This is a genomic window from Pseudomonas sp. P42 (assembly GCF_017973755.1).
GTDB classification, from domain to species: Bacteria; Pseudomonadota; Gammaproteobacteria; order Pseudomonadales; family Pseudomonadaceae; genus Aquipseudomonas; species Aquipseudomonas iridis.
This window is the reverse complement of the sequence record NZ_JACOPU010000005.1, coordinates 358,036-375,910: the sequence shown is the minus strand read 5'-3', so window position 1 is coordinate 375,910 and position 17,875 is coordinate 358,036. Positions and strand designations below refer to the sequence as shown.

The window sequence follows — 17,875 nt, the reverse complement described above, 5'->3', positions numbered from 1 at the left end:
ACGGGGGGTGCGCCTTACCTTTGGCGCCCGGATTACTTCCATAATATTCATGCTAGGGATCGCCTCATGCTGCGCAAACTTTCACTGGCTCTTGCCGTGTCTTGTGCGTCCAACGCAATGGCCTGGGCAGCAGAAGCGCCCTTGTCGACCAAAACCGATCTGGTCAGCGTCTATCAGGAAGCGGTCGACAACAACGCCGACCTGGCCGCTGCCCGCGCCCAGTACGGTGCACAGAAAGAAGTGGTACCGCAGGCTCGCGCCGGATTGCTGCCGAATCTGTCCGGTGGCGCCGAAGTCGCTGACGTGCGCACTTCGCTTGACCAGCCTTCAGCCATCGCCAACCGCAGCGCTCACTCGTATCAGGCGACCCTGGCTCAGCCGCTTTTCCGCGCCGATCGCTGGTTCCAGTACCAGGCTGCCAAAGACGTCAACGAACAAGCCGCGCTGCAACTGTCGGCCACCGAGCAGAACCTGATCCTGCAATCGGCCGAGAGCTACTTCAACGTGCTGCGCAGCCAGGACAACCTGGCCTCGACCAAGGCTGAAGAAGCCGCGTTCAAGCGCCAGCTCGACCAGTCCAACGAGCGATTCGACGTCGGCCTGTCGGACAAGACCGACGTGCTGCAATCGCAAGCCAGCTACGACACCGCGCGCGCCAACCGGATCGTCGCGCAGCGTCAGGTCGATGATGCGTTCGAAGCGCTGATCACCCTGACCAACCGCCAGTACAACTCGATTCAGGGCATTGTCCATACGCTGCCGATCCTGCCGCCGGCGCCGAACGACGCCAAGTCGTGGGTCGACACCGCCGCCCGACAGAACCTCAATCTGCTCGCCAGCAACTACGCTGTCAGCTCCGCCGAACAGACCCTGAAACAGCGCAAGGCCGGCCACTTGCCGACCCTTGATGCCGTGGCCAAGTACGAAAAAGGTGACAACGACGCCCTCGGTTTCGCCAACCCGAACGCCTTTGGCACACCCTACGGTGGCAACGTCGAGCAAAGCACGCTGGGCCTGCAACTGAACATTCCGCTTTACAGCGGCGGGCTGACCAGCTCCCAGGTGCGTGAGTCCTACTCGCGGCTTGACCAAACCGAGCAGCAGCGCGAAGCCCTGCGCCGGCAAGTCGTCGAAAACACTCGCAACCTGCACCGCGCGGTGAACACCGACGTCGAGCAGGTGCAGGCGCGTCGCCAGTCGATCATCTCAAACCAGAGCGCGGTGGAAGCCACGGAAATCGGTTATCAGGTGGGCACGCGCAACATCGTCGACGTGCTCGATGCGCAGCGCCAGTTGTATACCTCGGTGCGCAACTACAACAACACGCGTTATGACTACATCCTCGACAACCTGCGCTTGAAGCAGGCCGCGGGGACATTGAACCCGGGTGATCTGGAGGATCTGCGCCGTTACCTGAAGGCCGATTACAACCCGGACAAGGATTTCCTGCCGCCGGATCTGGCCAAGGCTGCCGAGGCGCAGCTCAGGGCCCGCCCTTAAAAGCAAAAGATCGCAGCCTTCGGCAGCGCCTACATTGGAATGCATTTCCATGCAGGAGCTGCCGAAGGCTGCGATCTTTTTGCTTTATTTGATCAGTCTGCCCAAGCCATCCAGCAATCGCTGCAACGCGCCCTGATTGCGGCGCATCACCGCCAGCCCGGCGTCGGCCATGCGCTGCGCATCGCGCGGCAACTCGAACAGGCGCTGCACTTGCACCGCCAGCCCTTGAGCGTCATCCACTTCAACCAACGCCCCGGCCTCGCGCAACTGCGCGGCGATGTCGAGGAAGTTGAACAGGTGCGGGCCGCTGATCACCGGTTTCGCCAGTGCGGCGGGCTCCAGCAAATTGTGTCCGCCATTCGGCACCAGGCTGCCGCCGACAAAGGCGCTGTCGGCCAAGGCGTAGAGAAACAGCAGCTCACCCATGGTGTCGCCGAGCAGCACCGAAGTTTGCGCATCGACATTGGCGGCGGTCGAACGACGCAGTGTGGCAAAACCTTCGCGCTGACACAGTTCGAACACCGAGTTGAAGCGCTCCGGGTGACGCGGTACCAGAATCAGCAACGCATCCGGATGATTGGCCAACAAACGCCGATGGGCGTTCAACACCACTTCATCCTCGCCTTCATGGGTGCTGGCAGCGATCCACAGCGGTCGCTCCAGCGCCTGCCACTGGCCACGCAATTGGGCGGCGCGTTGCAGCAATTGCGGGTCGATGGTCAGGTCGAATTTGATCGAACCAGTGACTTCGACGGTCTCCGGACGCGCACCCAGATCGCGGAAGCGCTGAGCTTCGGCCTCGGTCTGCACGGCAAAAAAACTCATCTCGGCGAGCATCGGCGCGGTCAGTTTGCTGAAGCGGCCATAACCCTTGGCCGACCGTTCGGACAATCGTCCGTTGGCGAGCGCCACCGGGATGCCGCGTTGGGCGCACTGATGAATATGGTTGGGCCACAGTTCGGTTTCCATGATCACGGCCAGTTTCGGCTGTGCGCGATCAAGGAAGCGCGCCGCTGCACATGGCAAGTCATAGGGCAGGTAGCAATGCTGGATGCGCGGCTCGGTGGCGAACAGTGCCTGAATCCGCTCCGAGCCGGTCGGCGTCATGCAGGTCACGGTGATCGGCAGCTGTGGATAACGTTGCAGCAACGCGCGGATCATCGGCGCGGCGGCGATGCTTTCGCCCACCGACACCGCGTGTACCCAGATGCCGCCGGGTTGCAGCGCTGGCATCGCGTAAGAGAAACGTTCGCCAATGCGCTTGGCATACGCCGGCGCCCTGCGCGCCCGCAGCCATAGCCGAATCGCCACCAATGGCAGCCCCAGGTAAAACAGCGCGGTGTAGAGAGTTCTATTCATGGCGGCGGAGTTTATCGACTTTTTCCGTCGATCGCGCGCAAGTGCACGGCAAAACGCTCGGCCAGCCAACGCGCAGCCGGGCCGAGCGGCTCGTCACGCCGCCAGACCAACTCCACCACCAGCGCTGGCGGCGTCCATTCGCTGGCGAGTTCGACCATCAAGCCCTGATAGGCCGAGTACTGCACCACGTGCCTGGGCAGCCACGCCCAGCCTAGATCGCGCACGAGCCATTCGGCCATCACGTAAAAACTGTCGGCACGCCACACCTGTGGGCTGGCCGGCTCGTTGCCGGGGTAGACGCTGGTTTGCGTCGACATCAACAGTTGCCGGTGTTGCGCCAGTTGCTGGCAGGTGACGTAGGGCTGCGTCGCCAACGGATGATTGATCCCGCAGACCGTGAGCATTTCCACGCTACCCAGCACTCGTCGTTCCAGCGCCTCGGGGATTTCATCGTGATAGAACAGCAGCCCGAGATCAGCGCGGCGCTCGACGAGTTTGCGTGCGACTTCGCCTTGAGCAGCGCTGGTGAGTTGTACTTCGAGGCTGGGAAATTGATCGGCCAGCGCGCCGAAACTTTCCACCAGCGCCTGATAGGGCATCGCCTCATCCTGCGCCACGCGCAGTTGCGCTTCCTGGCCGCGCATCATCGCCATGGCCCGGCCATTCAGGCGCTCACACTGGCGCAAGACTTCTCGCGCCTCCTCGAGCAGCGCCTCCCCCGCTTCGGTGAGCCTCGGCTGACGACCGCTGCTACGCTCAAACAGGCTCACGCCCAGATCGTCCTCGAGCATGGCGATGGCACTGCTGATCGCCGACTGCGCCTTGCGCTGCTGCCTGGCTACGGCGGAGAACGAACGCTGCTCGGCGACCGCGATAAACACGCGTAACTGATCCAGATTCCACTGCATACTCATCGCGCCACCCATCTCCCAAACAGATAGGTAATGACTTTACCGCATCTGAACAACCTCTAAAATGCCGACCTCAGAAAGTAACGCTACACACGAGGATTACACATGAACGCCTACGCCTACCTTGCCATCGCCATCTGCGCCGAAGTCATGGCCACCGTTTCGATGAAAGCGGTCAAAGGCTTCAGTACACCGCTGCCGCTGCTGGTAGTGATCGTGGGTTACGCCATCGCGTTCTGGATGCTGATCCTGGTAGTGCGCACGGTTCCGGTGGGTGTCGCTTACGCGGTGTGGGCCGGGATGGGCATTGTGATGGTCAGTATCGCGGCGCTGTTCATCTATGGGCAGAAGCTGGATGTACCGGCGATCTTGGGGATGGGCTTGATTGTTCTGGGCGTTGTGGTGATTCAACTGTTCTCGAAAACTGCCGGCCATTAAAAACCAATCGCAGTACCTGTGGGAGCGAGCCTGCTCGCGAAGAGGGCATGTCAGTCGACAACGATATTGCCTGACACAGCGCTTTCGCGAGCAGGCTCTCTCCCACATTTGATTTTGCATCCCGCCTGTTGATCATCGACAAATCCGCCTCTTTCCCGAGTCTGTATACTGCGCCCTCGTCTTGAACACTGAGGTCGCTGCATGCCATCCGTTATTTCCACCGACGTTCTGATTGTCGGCGCTGGTGTCGCCGGCCTCTGGCTGAATGCGCGCCTGCGCCGTCAGGGGTTTTCGACCGTGCTGGTGGAAAGTGCCAGCCTCGGTGGCGGGCAGAGTGTGAAATCCCAAGGCATCATCCACGGCGGCGCCAAGTACGCGCTGCATGGCGCGTTGACCGGTGCTTCGGAAGCCATCGCCGACATGCCGCGACGCTGGCGTGAGGCGCTGGCCGGCAACGGCGAGCTGGATCTGAGTGGCGTGCGCCTGCTCTCCGAAGCCCATTACCTGTGGTCGCCGGGCACCCTCGCCGGCAACCTCACCAGTTTCTTCGCCAGTAAAGCCGTGCGCGGCCGCGTCGATCAGGTCAAGGGCGATCAACTGCCGCCAGCCCTGCAAGACAAGCGTTTCAAGGGCAAGGTCTATCGCCTGGCCGAATTGGTGGTCGATGTGCCGAGCCTGATCCAGCGTCTGGCCGATCTGGCCGGTGACGGTCTGCTCGCCGGGCAGACCATCGAGCCGTTGCTGGAAGCAGGCGTGCTGGTGGGCCTGAAGGTCGACGGTCGCGAGATCCGCGCCCAGCGCATCGTGCTCAGTGCTGGCGAAGGCACCGCGCATTTGCTCGAGCACCTGGGCCTGAGCAAACCGGCCATGCAGCGCCGGCCGCTGCACATGATCCTCGCCAAAGGCCCAGGCCTGAAACCGCTGTACGCCCACTGCCTGGGTGGCGGCACCAAACCGCGCATTACCGTCACCACGCATCCGGCGGCTGATGGTCAGTGGGTCTGGTACATGGGTGGCGACATTGCCGAAAGTGAAGGCGTGAACCGCGAACCCGCCGAACAGATCGCTACCGCGCAAAAAGAAATCGCCCAGTTGTTGCCGTGGATCGACCTCAGCACCGCGCAATGGGCGACGTTGCGCGTCGACCGTGCCGAGCCGCTGCAAACCGGCCTGACGCGCCCGGACAACGCGTTCCTCGCCGAAGAGGGTCGCCTGCTGGTCGGCTGGCCGACCAAACTGGCGCTGGCGCCGGACTTTGCTGACCGAGTGATGGCCTCATTGCAGCGCGACGGTATCCAGCCGCAACCCGGCGAACCGTTGCCGTCGCTGCCAAAACCACCGATGGGCGTTCCGGCCTGGGAGCAACTGTTGCCATGAGCATTGCCACCCTGCATGACTTTCACCGCCCGCTGGGCAGTACCGGCCTGACGGTCTCACCGCTGGGCCTGGGCACGGTCAAACTTGGCCGCGATCAGGGGGTGAAATACCCCAACGGCTTCCAGATTCCCGATGACGACGAAGCACGGATGCTGCTCAGGCAGGCGCGCGAGTTGGGCATCAACCTGATCGACACTGCCCCGGCCTACGGTCGCAGCGAAGAGCGTCTTGGCCCGCTGTTGCGCGGCCAGCGTCAGGATTGGGTGATCGTCAGCAAAGTCGGCGAAGAGTTTGCCGACGGCCTCTCGCGACACGATTTCAGCGCGGCGCATACGCGTTTGTCGGTCGAACGCAGCCTGAAACGTCTGGAAACGGACGTTATCGATCTGGTGCTGGTGCATTCCGATGGCAACGACCTGGCCATTCTTGAGCACGAAGAGGTTTATGCCACACTCGCCGCGCTCAAGGCCGAGGGCAAGATTCGCGGCCTCGGTTTTTCCGGCAAGACCGTCGAAGGTGGCCTCAAAGCATTGGAGCAAGGCGACTGCGCGATGGTCACCTACAATCTGAACGAACAAAACGAGAAGGCTGTCATTGACTATGCTGCTGCGCACGGCAAAGCCATTCTGGTGAAGAAGGCCCTGGCCAGCGGCCACGTTTGCCTGAGCCCGGGCGTGGATCCGGTGCGCGCCAGCTTCGAGTTGCTTTTCGCGCAACCTGGCGTCGCCAGTGCTATCGTCGGGACGATCAATCCGCTGCACCTCGCCCACAACGTTGCGACCGTTGCCCAAGTCCTTCGTAGTCACTGACGCCGCCCCGCGGCCTTAAGCAGGAGCCGATATGCCGCGCACGCTCATCAGAAAGAACCCGAGCAACTTCAAGACTCTGCCACTGTTCGTCGAAGCTACGCCCGAAGGCCTGACGTATCAGAGCGTCGGGATGCCGCTGAATTTCACGCAGACCTTGCAGCGACGCAAACCGGTCAGCGTGGCCGACGCCGAGCGCTTCTCGCTGGAACTGGCGAATCTGGGAGTCTCGGTGCGCCTGACCCTGCATTGGCAGAATCGCGACTACTGGGTGTTGGTGCGCCAGCGCCGGCAGGATCGCGGCGATGTGGTGCTGAAGTTGATTTCCGGTTACGTACCGGCTCACGAACTGAATATTCCGCTGCACACGGCCATTCAGGAAATCGCCGAAGAGTGTTTGCTGGAAACCCCCGAAGGCTGGCTTGGCGGGCGCTTCAACGACACCTGGCTGCCGGCGCCCTACTCCTCCGCCCTGCACTATCGCGAGGCTTTGCCGTTTCGGTTGACGCCGCTGTCCGGTTCGGCACGCCCCATTCGTAGCGCCAATCTGCAATTGCTGGAGCGGCCGCGGGCCTATGTGCATTTGCCGACAGCGTCGCTGCAATTGATCTACGACTTGCGCCTGGACGTGCCCAAGGAAGCCAAGTCCCTGAGCCTGTTCCACGTCGATGAGCGTCTGGAAGGCGATCAACTGGTGGCGCGGCTCGACCGCAAGCGCCCCGATCTGTACTTGATGCCACTCAAGGACGGCGCGCCACTGGCCGAGCTGTACACCCTCAAGCGCGACAAACTGCTACCGGCCAGCACACGCGGACTGTATCTGGCCGAGAGCTTTGCGAATCAAGAAGGCTGGGTAGTGCGCGAAGAGCGGATTCGCTGGAAAGACTGGCTCGTGCAACAGGGCCTGCAACCGGCAAAGCCCCCTCGTGCAGGCCTCAAGCAGCTAAGTCTCAAGGCGTTGCGCCTTGTTGGCCTGGGCAAAAAGCGCGCGCGCTGACTGCCGGTTAGCGCCGGCGATCCAGCCACGTACGCAACGTGGCGAAGAAGTGGAAGTATCGATTCTCGCGTTTGCCCATGCCGCGCTTGGGCGAAAACGACTCCTCGGCAAAGGCGCCGGTAATACGCACTCGCGAAGCCTGGGTCTTCAGTGTGCAAATCTTGGCGCCGGCCTGCTGCAACGCGAATTTGAGCAAACGTTCGGAATGCAGCTTCCTCCCCGTCACCTTGCAGAACTCGAAGATGCGCTCGATCCGCTTGCCATACGCGACGTAAGTATCGCGACCGCAAATGGCAAAGCGGTCGTTCAATCCACCCCACCATTGCCAGTCGGGAATATAGACATTGTGCCGCCGCGCTTCTGGATGATTGAACACATAAGCAGGTAGCGAGTTGTGGAAGAAATTGTCCGGACGCACGAACACCACGAAATCGGGATTGAAGGATTCAATCATGCTGGTGACAGTGTGCAGTGAGTTCAGCTGATAGGTCAGGTTGCGCAACGATGCAAAATCATCCGCCCAGGTATCGCCCTGTGCTTTGACTTGCTCGAAATCCCAACGCTCCAGCACGCCTTCGGTCGAGGTCAGCGTCCCGGTCATCGACTCGAATGGCTGGTAGTTGTCCGCCGCCAGCTCGCCTTTCTCGCCTGAACGGGAGTTCTGCACTTCATCGATTTTGTACAGGTGATAAAAGCACTTCACGTCGCTGCCCGCAGGTAACTGCGCCAGTACGTTCTGCTCGATGGAAGGAAAACAAATCGGCGAGTTTCTCGGGATACCGAAAAAAGCCACGGCAATTTTCAACACTCAACAGCACCTTTTCGAAAGTTGTACGGGTCGGCCGGCACCACGGACTCGCTTATTTGCGGCGAAACAACTTATGCCACCAGCGGCGGGGTTGCAGCGGCACGACGATGACGTCCGATTTCTGCAGCCAGTCGCGCTCGTAATCCCAGGCATGCCCACCCCACAGTTTTCCAGCTTCGTTGGAAAAACCCAGGGTCATGAGCTGATAGGTGTACCCGACGTGACCGCGCAACCAGTCGAACAACACAAGCGTGTTGAAACCGGTGGAGGGGCCAACGTAGCGCTTGCCGCCCGGCCGGTCGACCGGATAGTTCCAGAGCGGTGGCAGCGGAATGCGATCCCAGTACATGGCCACCCGAGTCAGCGGACTCATCGGTGCGGCACAGCCGACCAGCATGGTGAAACAGCGCTCACCCGCCTGATCAAACAGCCGCTGCACGTCCGGCCCCAAGGGCAGGCCAAAAAAGTACGCGTCCTGGGCGTTATAGCCATGCACGACGACGTTCACGCTTCGAGAGTCGAGCAGGGACGCCTTGATGCAGGTATTGAAGCTGACCACGACGTCATCGGCGCCAATGTTCAACGCCTGAAAGTCCGCCGCCGTAATGGCTGGATTGTTGGCAATCAATACGACCCGAGGCGCACGGCTCAGGCATGCCTGCAACGGCGCGGGCAGCGCCTCCAGAACAGACTGGTCACCGCCAGGCAGCGCATCCAGCGCCATGTGTTCGTCCTTCATTCAGGTCGGCACCTTCATCCCGTGGCGTAGCTTGACCCAGAACTGCGTGAACGCCGAAGGCGGCTGCCATGGGCGCATTTCACGCTGGATTTCCGTGGCCAGGGTCTGGCCAACGCGAGCGAAAGAATAGCGACTTTGCGCAAACTCCTGCCCCTTCATGGCGATACGCTGCGCCAGCTCCTGGTCGTCCTGCAGCAGTTTGATCTTCGCAACGGCCTCGTCTGCGCTGCGGTAAAACACGGTGTTGTGCATGTCTTCGAAGCCGAGCAACTGGTCTTCTTCGCCCTGGCTCCAGGCCAGCAGCACGCAGCCACAGGCCATGGCTTCAAAATTCTTGATCATGAACTCGTTCATGCCGATGTCAGCACTGACGAAAATCTTGATGCGATTGAGTGTTTCGAGATATTCCGTACCCGATTTCGTGCGAGTCACCAGCATGCCGGTACGTTGCGCGAGCGACTCAAGCATTGCCTTGCGCTCGGCGTACTCGGTGCTTTTCAGGCTGCCCAGAAAACCGATGGGGATATCGCGCACTGCGCCGGTATTGCGCAGCATCTGCTCGTCGTAACCCTTGGAGACGAAGACTGTGTCGATGCCTTCAGCGAGCATTTTTCGGGCAACCACGGCGCCGGACACCAGCGCGCGGCAGCTCGGTAGACGACTGTAGAGACGCGAATACACGCCACGGTATTTACTGGCGGGCATGTAGTTCTGGTAGGCGTCGTGCTCGAGGAACACCAGCCCGGGAATGCACTTGAGCACCCGCAATTGCGTGGCCAGGCGCTTGACCCGAGAGAAGATCACCACGCGGTCGAACGTTTGATAGTCAACCGAGGCCAGAAACGGCCCGAGATTCATCTGTTGCTGCTTGCTCAGACGGAAGATGACGCATTCATCACAGTTCTGCTGCACGATGTCGTAGAGCCGGTCGAGAATGACCCGCTGCTCGTCCATCACCAGTAGCATGACTTTCATAGGTTAATTGACCACGCGACGTAGGCAGGCAAGCGCATCGGATTCAAACCTGCCGACATCAACGGAAACGGCTAGATCCCCATGGCAAAATCCGTTCACACGCAGTACACAAAGGTAAAAATTCATCTGATCAGCGACTGCGGATTTTTTCGACAATTGCGGTCGTCGAGCTGTTTTCCACAAGCCCCAGCACTTTCACGGTACCGCCATAAGACGTCACGATGTCGGCGCCGACCACTTGGTCGATCCCGTAATCGCCGCCCTTGACCAACACGTCCGGCTTGACCTCACGCAGCAGGTTTTCCGGGGTGCCTTCAGGGAAACTGATGACCCAGTCCACCGCGCCCAACCCTGCCAGAACTGCCATGCGGCGGTCGACACTGTTGATCGGACGACCCGGCCCCTTCAAGCGACTGACCGAAGCATCGTCATTGACCGCGACAATCAGACGATCGCCCTGGGCGCGCGCCTGTTCCAGATAGGTTACGTGGCCGGCGTGCAGAATGTCGAAGCAGCCATTGGTGAACACAATCTTTTCGTTATGCGCCCGGGCATCGGCCACCGCGAGAATCAACTGCTCCAGGCCCAGCACACCGCGCTCGGAGCCTTCTTCACGCTGAATGGCGCGACGCAGTTCCGGAGCACTGATGGCCGCCGTACCGAGTTTGCCGACCACAATGCCTGCGGCCAGATTGGCCAGCGCCACGGCATGGGGCAGCTCTTCGCCGGCGGCGATGGCAGCAGCCAGCGTCGAGATCACCGTGTCACCGGCACCGGTGACGTCGAACACTTCTCGCGCACGGGCCGGCAGGTGCAGCGCCGGATGGTCAGGACGCAGCAGGGTCATGCCGTGTTCGCCACGGGTCACCAGCAGCGCACCGAGCTCAAGGTCGTGCATCAGCGCAGCGCCCTTGCTCACCAGCTCATGCTCATCGGCGCAACCGCCGACGATGGCTTCGAATTCGCTGAGGTTGGGGGTGATCAGGCTGGCGCCACGGTAGATCGAGAAATCCTTGCCCTTCGGGTCGGCCAGCACCGGGATATTTCTGGCGCGGGCAGCCTGAATCAGCGCCTGATGGTTTTTCAGCGCGCCTTTGCCGTAGTCGGACAACACCAGCACCTTGATGCCTTCCAGCAGATCATCGACCTGCGAGGCGAGGGCCAGGGCATCGGTGGCAAACGGTTCTTCAAAGTCAATTCGCAGCAATTGCTGGTGCCGGCTCATGACCCGCAGCTTGACGATGGTTGGCTGGTGCGCAATGCGCTGGAACAAGGCACGTACGCCCGCGCCCTTGAGACTGTTGCTCAGGCTGTCGGCAGCTTCGTCGTCACCGGTCACACCGACCAGGGACGCCGGCGCACCCAGCGCGGCAATGTTCAAGGCAACGTTCGCGGCACCGCCCGGACGATCTTCGATTTGCTCGACTTTAACGACCGGCACCGGGGCCTCAGGGGAGATCCGTGAGGTTCCGCCATGCCAGTAACGGTCGAGCATGACATCGCCGACTACCAAGACCGGGGCTTGATCGAAACGCGGCATGGACAACTTCATGGAGCAACCCACATACAAAATGAACAGGGGCGCGATATTAACACAGGGAAAAGCGCCGTCCGCCTCAATCTGAAAGGTCGCGCACCCAGAACAATTCGTGGCGCCGGACAGCCTTGCGGAAAAATTCGTTACTGCCCGTTACAGGCCAGCGGCGCCCGGCCAGAGCCTGCTGGATCCAGCGACGCAATTGGCGCTTGAACACTTGCCCGCCCTGCAAGTCATGCTCCATCGCCAGTGCCATGGCCTTGTCCAGCTGCGTATCCGCCGACAGCAACGGGCTCCACAAGCGGTCAGCCGGCAACGGCTCGATCGCGGGCGGCAAGGCGATACCGGCACCGGCAGGCCCCATCGGCCAGCGGTCGTTGTCATGCAGGTGATTGGCGTACATCAGGAGCGTCGTCGGCTTCCAGTTGCTCAGGGCAATGGCTTCAAGCAGGGCTTGAGTGGAGGCGACGTGATCGCTGTGGGGGTCGAGCTCAGGATGCGGCGTGACCAGCACCTCGGGACGATAGTGTTCCAGCAGTTTCGCCAGGTCGCCGACCAGATTCTGCCAGGTCGGCTGACCATCGACATCACCGGGCAAGGCCAGCGGATTATGCCGGCGCACACTGCGCACATCGCTTTCCTTCGACTCCCGGGAGCCGAACGCCTTGCCCGGTTCGGCAGCCATCGCAGGCAATTGCAGGCAGTAATAACCCAGTTGCACGCAACGCTCGGCGGGCACCCCGCCCCATTGCGGAATCGCCAGACTGTCCCAACTGCGCAAACGCCCCTTCAACCGGGCAGCCGCAGCTTGATCCAGACCCAGGCGCTGGAAATCTTCAGCCTCGATCTCGCCTTGGGTCAGAGTGACGATGCTGACGTCCTCGCAGCGGCTATACAGGCCGAACGCTGCCAACTCGGCATCATCGGCATGGGGCGCGACGACCATCACACGCTGGCGGCTGTAGTCAGGGCTGGCCATGACCCACAATGTGCCGGCGGTACCCGCTGCACAATAACGGCCGCGCAGGGTCAGTGATCCCTGCTGCAATGCCTCGGCTTGACCGGACAGATTCAGAAAGCGCCGTCCGCTGACCCCGCGCTCAAAATCCTGGCGATCATCGCCGACCTGAACGTAAGGATCGAGCCAGCGCCCCAGCCAGCCGGCCTTCAAATCAAGTTCGAGAATAAGCGTCTCGCCTGCTGCCAACGGCTCGCTCAGACGCACAACACCAGCGCTCAGGCTCACCGCCTGACGCGCCGTGTCTGCAGGAAACGCGTATTGATAATCGTCAGAGGGCCGATAGAACAAATGATCGGCAAACCACGCCTCGTGGGCGACCCAGGCCAGCACCAGCAACAGCGGCACCAGCCACCAGGCGATGAGTAACCCGATCACAAGCAGCGCGACCAGAAAGGCTACGAGGAACATGCGCTTGTTACGTCGATGGGCCTTGAGTAGCTGTTGCTTGCGAGCGCTCATGAATTCAGACCTTGTAGACCGGCACCGTGTGGCACCAGCGATCCTTGTACTCACGGTCGGCACGACCGAATGAATAACGCAGAGGCTTGCCCAGCGCCTGCGCATCTGCCCAGGCCTGCTGGGTGTTGACGAAGCTCAGGACGCTGCCCGGGCTGAACTCGCGGCTCTGCGGGTCGACGCCACCATTGACGTACTCAAGCGACACCCACTCGGGCGCCTCGACGCGATACAAAACCTGAATGGCCACGGGGGCCGATTCGAGCATGACCACCGAGCCGGTCATGAATTCGCGCAACAGTGTGAAGACCTCGACCAGCCCGGCCTTGCCCGGCACCTCAAAGCCCCAGCGACGCTGAAACAGATCGCCGTAAGCGGCGGCCTGCTCTTGCGGGGTAAAGTCGGACATCGGCACCAGCGAGCCACCCGCCTCTTCCAGCAAGCGCTGCTCGCGACGCTGGTTGTAACGAAATTTCTTCGAATACTCTTCCGGCAACCGGGCAAGGGCCAGGCCCTCCGGCTGCGCTTTCAAGGTGCTGATCTGCTCGGCATTCAGCTGGGAGACATAGGCCATGCGCTGACGGACCGGCACGACGATATCGGGTGCGATCGGCAGGATGATTTCTGCATTGCCCATGTCCAGCAAGCCGCGCTTGCCCTCACGTTTGAGCACTTCCTTGGACAAGGCGACGTGGCGCCCCCAGCAAGGAATGGCGGCAAGCACCTCACCGCCAACGATCCAGCCCAGGTAACGCAGCTCGATGCCAACGAAGGCGGAAAGCCGTTCGACCACCTCGGGGTGTGTCGCGAAACTGCCACCGAAACGCTGCCAGGTACCCGCGTACGCATCCCGGTCGATTTCAGTCCAGCCGCGCTCACGAAAGCTGCGAAACATTGTCAGCATACGTTGGTCACGTGGGCCGGCTGAGGTTCGTCACCCTCTTCAAACTCTTTGGCATGCAGACGCGAGTAGTAGCCGTTCTGCTCGAGCAACTGCGCGTGAGTGCCACGCTCGACGATGCGGCCTTCATCCATGACCAGAATCAGATCGGCCTTCTCGATGGTGCTCAAACGGTGAGCGATGACCAGCGTCGTGCGGTTCTGCACCACATGATCCAGTGCTGCCTGAATGTGCCGTTCCGACTCCGTATCGAGAGCCGACGTGGCCTCGTCGAGAATCAGCAACGGTGCATCCTTGAGCAGGGCCCGGGCGATCGCGATGCGCTGACGCTGGCCGCCGGACAGCAATACGCCGTTTTCGCCGACCATGGTCTCGTAACCCTCCGGCATCTTGACGATGAACTCGTCAGCATAAGCCTCGGTAGCCGCGCGTTTGACCTCTTCGAAAGGCGCGCCAGCCAGATCGCCGTAAGCGATGTTGTTGGTCACCGTATCGTTGAACAGCGTGACGGCCTGGGTAACCAGGGCGATCTGGCGACGCAGGCTGCGCAAGGTGAAATCCTGAACCTCTACGCCATCAAGCAGAATCTGACCCTGCTCATGCTGGTAGAAGCGCGGAATCAACCCGGCCAGCGTCGACTTGCCGCTGCCCGAACGCCCGACCAGAGCAACCATCTGCCCAGGCTCGACGACAAAGCTGATGTCGTTGAGCACCTTTTTGTCGGTGTCCGGGTACTGGAAGCTGAGATTGCGCACTTCCAGACGACCTTCAAGACGATCGCGCTCGACCGTGCCCTGATCCACTTCCGCCGGCTCATCCAGTTGCTCGAAAATACTCTCGGCACCAGCCACGCCTTTCTGGATGGTCGAGCTGACTTCGGAGAGCTGGCGAATAGGCTTGGGCAACAGACCGGCCATGGTGATGTAGGCCACCAGATCACCCGGCGATGCGTCACCGCGAAGATAAAGCACGAGGAACATGACCACGGCCATGGCGCTGTACGTCACCAGTTGCAGCATCGGTGTGTAAACCGCGCCGGTCTTGGTCATCGTCAGCTGCTTGTCGGTGTTGCTTTGGCTGGCGTCGCGAAAGCGGTCTTTTTCGTAGACTTCGCCACCGAAACTGCGCACGACGCGATAACCATGAATGGTCTCGGAGGCAACGTGCGTGACGTTGCCCATGGACACCTGGATCTTTTTGCTTTGCTTGCGGAATTTCTTGCTGGTGCTGTTCACCATAATGCCGATCACCGGCAGGATAGCGACCATCACCAGGGTGAGTTTCCAGTTCATCCACAACAGGGTGCAGAACAGGAAAATCACGGTCATGCCTTCACGGATGACCACTTTGATCGCATCCGTCGCCGCCCCCGTGACCATCGTCACGTTGAAGGTGATTCGGGAAATCAGATGACCGGAGTTGTTCTTGTCGAAGAAGCGGTTGGGTAAATCCAGCAACTTGTTGAACAGCACGACCCGCAAGTCATGCACCAGGCCCAGAGAAACCCGCGCCAGAAAGAAGTTGCCGAGATACGAACCCACACCCTGCAACACGGCGATGAACACAATCATCAGCGGTACGGTTTCGAGCAACTGCAACTTGCCCAGATAAGGGTTGCCCGGAAACAGACTGGCTTCAGGATTGGCCAGACCGTCGACAAAGTACTTGAGAATGTAAGCGAGCATTGGCTGGGTCGATGCGAAGAGCAGGAACCCGACGATGCTGAGAAGGAAGAGACCGGCGTAAGGCCGCACGTAAGCCAAAAGGCGGAAATAGATCGCCAGCGTTGACTGGGCTTTCGGTTCAGGACTGCTCATGGTGATCCGCACAATTCAGTGAGGCGCGGATGATATCACACGCGTTTTTCCCCCGATAAACATGACTTCACGCCAGCCTTGGAGCAAGTCGGTTAAGATACGCCGCTAATGATGGGAGCCAGATATGCAATCGATTGATCACAGCACTTACGAGGCACTGCGCGAAGGTGCACACGTACTGGAAGCCGACGGCTCCGGCGACAAGGTGCTCAGATTGGCCGATGGACGCATGCTCAAACTGTTCCGTCGCAAGCGGCTGCTCAGCTCTGCGCTGTTCTACCCCTACGCGCAACGCTTTGCCGACAACACCCGGGCCCTTGAACAACGCGGCATCCTCTGCCCCAAAGTCATCGCGGTGTACCGCATCCCGAGCATCGAGCGTGATTGTGTGTATTACAGTCCGCTGGCGGGCAATACCGTGCGCCAGTTACAAGGCACCAGCGAAGAGACTGACTCACTGAGATTCCAACTGGGCGGGTACTTTGCTCAATTGCACGAGAAGGGTGTGTACTTTCGATCGCTGCACTTCGGCAACGTGGTGCTGACCCCCGACGGCCATCTGGGCCTGATCGACATCGCCGACCTGCGCTGCCAGAAGCGCTCGCTCAGCGACAGCAAACGCCTGCGCAATTTCGCTCACCTGCTGCGCTACAAGGAAGATCGGCAATGGTTGCTGGGCCAGGACGCCGGCGACACCTTTATCGAAGGTTACCGACAGGCCCTGCCGAGTAACCGGCAAGCGCCGCTGATCTCCCGCCTGCGCCCACTGCTTGCTTGAACCCTAGCGACCAATCACTACAACGGTCGCGCCTTTGCGGTTGGCGAAATGCTCAAGGATGCGCAGTTTGTGTGCTGCCAGCCACTCGTTCAGCCATGGCTCGTCACCCTTCGCCTCGATCACGAAATATCGGTAGTCGCCAGCATGCGCTGGCGATATTGCCTCTTCCTGCGTCAGGACTGGCAACACGTAGCCGCGACCCGCGTAATAGCTGATCCGCCCATCCGTGAAGTAAGTCGGCGCGTCCGATTCGACATGGGAGGACATCCAGCGGCCGGCCTCGATATAGTGGGTTTTCCCGGCCCCGGTGGAGATGACGTTCGAGAGCATCACCAGCAGCGCCAGCACCACCAGTCCCTTGCCCATACGCGGAAATTCGCGAGCAAACGCTGCCAACCCCATCGCCAGCACAGGCACAAACAACAGATTCAGAAAACTCATGTAGCGCGCGTTCATGAACTGTTGCTTGATGAAAAACAGTACCAATACCACCAGGTAGAGCAATGCTACCCAGGCGAAAGGACGATAGTCGCGCCAATAGATGCCCAGCACGCCCCAGTTGCGCCGCAATATGAACGGGACGGCAAACGGCCCCATCAACTTGACGAAAGTAATCGTCATGGTCGCAAGGATGCCGAAGAAAATGATCCGGCCCGCTTCATCCTGGGAATACTTGTTGATGAGTGAGTTGGCGAACTGATCGCAGAGCATCTGGAACGAGGCGAACACACCACGCGGCTCAATCATGTCCAGATACAGCACCACGCGCGCCGACATGAGCACGCCTGTCACCGACACGACCAGCAACCCAAGAACCGGCAACAACGAAAACTGAAAGAACGACAGGCGTCGGCTCGACGACCACAGACTGGGCAATTGCCACAGCGCCAACGCCGGTATCAACAACAGCGCCTCCAGCCGAAACAAGGCTGCCGCGACAATTGCCACATGAATGAATGCCGCACGCAACCAGCCCCCACGTGCCTGCCAGCGCAACGCGAGCCACAGCGCCAGCGTGCAAAAAAACCAGAAGCCGCACTCACGGATGATGTCATTTCGAAAGGCATTGACCGCCGGCATTGCCAGCATGACAAGACAGGCCCAACGGGTGATGTCGGGCGAACGCTGACGGACGCAGTCCACCATCAACGCGCTGGTGCCGGCAAAGAAGAGAGCACACCAGAGGTAGGCGCTCAGCTCCAATGGCAACCGCAGGATGGAATGGGTAGCGGCAAGCAGAAGGGAAAACCACGGCCAGTCGAAGGAGGCCCAGGCGACATTGGGACCATGCTCGGTGGCTTGTTGTGCGACATCGATGTAAAGCGCGGCATCACGCCCTACTGTCGCAGTCCCCATGACCGCTATCAGCGATAGCAGCAAACTGCCAAAAAATGCCAGCCATACCGGGTATTCGTCGATGATTCTGGAGACCTGAGTACCCACTTTCCCGCTCCT

At 60.5% G+C, this 17,875-nt stretch carries 16 protein-coding genes; 6 read left to right on the top strand and 10 right to left on the bottom strand.

The features are described from left to right. Positions 1 to 66 precede the first annotated feature (66 nt). Positions 67 to 1,500 (top strand): TolC family outer membrane protein, encoded by a 1,434-nt coding sequence (locus H8B20_RS18460; protein ID WP_115145951.1) that lies wholly within the window; start codon positions 67 to 69, stop codon positions 1,498 to 1,500. 84 nt (positions 1,501 to 1,584) lie between these two features. Here the strand turns inward: H8B20_RS18460 and waaA are convergent, their stop codons facing one another. Together waaA and H8B20_RS18450 are read right to left on the bottom strand one after the other, a co-directional pair. After that, a complete protein-coding gene (waaA, locus tag H8B20_RS18455; protein ID WP_210624132.1) occupies positions 1,585 to 2,859 on the bottom strand; it encodes a lipid IV(A) 3-deoxy-D-manno-octulosonic acid transferase in 1,275 nt (424 codons plus the stop codon). A gap of 11 nt (positions 2,860 to 2,870) precedes the next feature. Then, positions 2,871 to 3,773: a LysR family transcriptional regulator gene (locus tag H8B20_RS18450; protein WP_210624131.1), complete on the bottom strand. Its 903-nt coding sequence runs from the start codon at positions 3,771 to 3,773 to the stop codon at positions 2,871 to 2,873. 102 nt (positions 3,774 to 3,875) lie between these two features. On the opposite strand from H8B20_RS18450, the gene H8B20_RS18445 reads away from it, so the two are divergent. The 4 genes from H8B20_RS18445 (at position 3,876) to H8B20_RS18430 (ending at position 7,388) form a co-directional block, all read left to right on the top strand. Beyond that, on the top strand, positions 3,876 to 4,208 hold the full coding sequence (locus tag H8B20_RS18445; RefSeq protein ID WP_042557345.1) for a DMT family transporter: 333 nt from the start codon (positions 3,876 to 3,878) through the stop codon (positions 4,206 to 4,208). A gap of 201 nt (positions 4,209 to 4,409) precedes the next feature. Then, positions 4,410 to 5,585 carry an NAD(P)/FAD-dependent oxidoreductase gene (locus H8B20_RS18440; protein ID WP_042557344.1) on the top strand — a complete coding sequence of 392 codons (1,176 nt, stop codon included), beginning with the start codon at positions 4,410 to 4,412 and terminating at the stop codon, positions 5,583 to 5,585. Then, positions 5,582 to 6,394, top strand: coding sequence for an aldo/keto reductase (locus tag H8B20_RS18435; protein ID WP_210624130.1), 813 nt, complete (start codon positions 5,582 to 5,584; stop codon positions 6,392 to 6,394). Before H8B20_RS18440 ends, H8B20_RS18435 begins: the two co-directional genes overlap by 4 nt. A 31-nt stretch (positions 6,395 to 6,425) precedes the next feature. Next, positions 6,426 to 7,388 carry a hypothetical protein gene (locus H8B20_RS18430; RefSeq protein WP_047299465.1) on the top strand — a complete coding sequence of 321 codons (963 nt, stop codon included), beginning with the start codon at positions 6,426 to 6,428 and terminating at the stop codon, positions 7,386 to 7,388. Positions 7,389 to 7,395: 7 nt separating this feature from the next. On the opposite strand, the gene H8B20_RS18425 is transcribed toward H8B20_RS18430, so the two are convergent. From H8B20_RS18425 to msbA, 7 genes are all read right to left on the bottom strand, one after another. Further along, complete coding sequence (locus H8B20_RS18425; RefSeq protein WP_210624129.1) at positions 7,396 to 8,196, bottom strand: hypothetical protein; 801 nt, start codon at positions 8,194 to 8,196, stop codon at positions 7,396 to 7,398. Between the two features lie 52 nt (positions 8,197 to 8,248). After that, on the bottom strand, positions 8,249 to 8,935 hold the full coding sequence (locus tag H8B20_RS18420) for a hypothetical protein (protein WP_210624128.1): 687 nt from the start codon (positions 8,933 to 8,935) through the stop codon (positions 8,249 to 8,251). After that, positions 8,936 to 9,910, bottom strand: a complete 975-nt coding sequence (locus H8B20_RS18415) for a glycosyltransferase family protein (protein ID WP_210624127.1) — start codon at positions 9,908 to 9,910, stop codon at positions 8,936 to 8,938. A 130-nt stretch (positions 9,911 to 10,040) separates the two neighbouring features. Further along, complete coding sequence (hldE, locus tag H8B20_RS18410; RefSeq protein WP_042557338.1) at positions 10,041 to 11,462, bottom strand: bifunctional D-glycero-beta-D-manno-heptose-7-phosphate kinase/D-glycero-beta-D-manno-heptose 1-phosphate adenylyltransferase HldE; 1,422 nt, start codon at positions 11,460 to 11,462, stop codon at positions 10,041 to 10,043. Between the two features lie 64 nt (positions 11,463 to 11,526). Then, positions 11,527 to 12,927, bottom strand: coding sequence for a PIG-L deacetylase family protein (locus H8B20_RS18405; RefSeq protein WP_210624126.1), 1,401 nt, complete (start codon positions 12,925 to 12,927; stop codon positions 11,527 to 11,529). A gap of 4 nt (positions 12,928 to 12,931) precedes the next feature. Next, complete coding sequence (locus H8B20_RS18400; RefSeq protein ID WP_210624125.1) at positions 12,932 to 13,828, bottom strand: GNAT family N-acetyltransferase; 897 nt, start codon at positions 13,826 to 13,828, stop codon at positions 12,932 to 12,934. Beyond that, positions 13,822 to 15,642, bottom strand: coding sequence for a lipid A export permease/ATP-binding protein MsbA (gene msbA / locus H8B20_RS18395; protein WP_210624124.1), 1,821 nt, complete (start codon positions 15,640 to 15,642; stop codon positions 13,822 to 13,824). The genes H8B20_RS18400 and msbA overlap by 7 nt, the downstream gene beginning before the upstream one ends. 124 nt (positions 15,643 to 15,766) lie before the next feature. Between msbA and H8B20_RS18390 the strand changes: the two genes are divergently transcribed. Then, positions 15,767 to 16,420, top strand: a complete 654-nt coding sequence (locus H8B20_RS18390) for a protein kinase family protein (RefSeq protein WP_042557334.1) — start codon at positions 15,767 to 15,769, stop codon at positions 16,418 to 16,420. Between the two features lie 3 nt (positions 16,421 to 16,423). On the opposite strand, the gene H8B20_RS18385 is transcribed toward H8B20_RS18390, so the two are convergent. Further along, positions 16,424 to 17,863: a hypothetical protein gene (locus tag H8B20_RS18385; RefSeq protein ID WP_342345712.1), complete on the bottom strand. Its 1,440-nt coding sequence runs from the start codon at positions 17,861 to 17,863 to the stop codon at positions 16,424 to 16,426. Positions 17,864 to 17,875 lie beyond the last annotated feature (12 nt).

Coding starts and splice junctions, on each gene's coding strand:
- H8B20_RS18460 (WP_115145951.1), top strand. CDS start 67: ATGCTGCGCAAACTTTCACTGGCTCTTGCCGTGTCTTGTGCGTCCAAC.
- waaA (WP_210624132.1), bottom strand. CDS start 2,859: ATGAATAGAACTCTCTACACCGCGCTGTTTTACCTGGGGCTGCCATTG.
- H8B20_RS18450 (WP_210624131.1), bottom strand. CDS start 3,773: ATGAGTATGCAGTGGAATCTGGATCAGTTACGCGTGTTTATCGCGGTC.
- H8B20_RS18445 (WP_042557345.1), top strand. CDS start 3,876: ATGAACGCCTACGCCTACCTTGCCATCGCCATCTGCGCCGAAGTCATG.
- H8B20_RS18440 (WP_042557344.1), top strand. CDS start 4,410: ATGCCATCCGTTATTTCCACCGACGTTCTGATTGTCGGCGCTGGTGTC.
- H8B20_RS18435 (WP_210624130.1), top strand. CDS start 5,582: ATGAGCATTGCCACCCTGCATGACTTTCACCGCCCGCTGGGCAGTACC.
- H8B20_RS18430 (WP_047299465.1), top strand. CDS start 6,426: ATGCCGCGCACGCTCATCAGAAAGAACCCGAGCAACTTCAAGACTCTG.
- H8B20_RS18420 (WP_210624128.1), bottom strand. CDS start 8,935: ATGAAGGACGAACACATGGCGCTGGATGCGCTGCCTGGCGGTGACCAG.
- H8B20_RS18415 (WP_210624127.1), bottom strand. CDS start 9,910: ATGAAAGTCATGCTACTGGTGATGGACGAGCAGCGGGTCATTCTCGAC.
- hldE (WP_042557338.1), bottom strand. CDS start 11,462: ATGAAGTTGTCCATGCCGCGTTTCGATCAAGCCCCGGTCTTGGTAGTC.
- H8B20_RS18405 (WP_210624126.1), bottom strand. CDS start 12,927: ATGAGCGCTCGCAAGCAACAGCTACTCAAGGCCCATCGACGTAACAAG.
- H8B20_RS18400 (WP_210624125.1), bottom strand. CDS start 13,828: ATGCTGACAATGTTTCGCAGCTTTCGTGAGCGCGGCTGGACTGAAATC.
- msbA (WP_210624124.1), bottom strand. CDS start 15,642: ATGAGCAGTCCTGAACCGAAAGCCCAGTCAACGCTGGCGATCTATTTC.
- H8B20_RS18390 (WP_042557334.1), top strand. CDS start 15,767: ATGCAATCGATTGATCACAGCACTTACGAGGCACTGCGCGAAGGTGCA.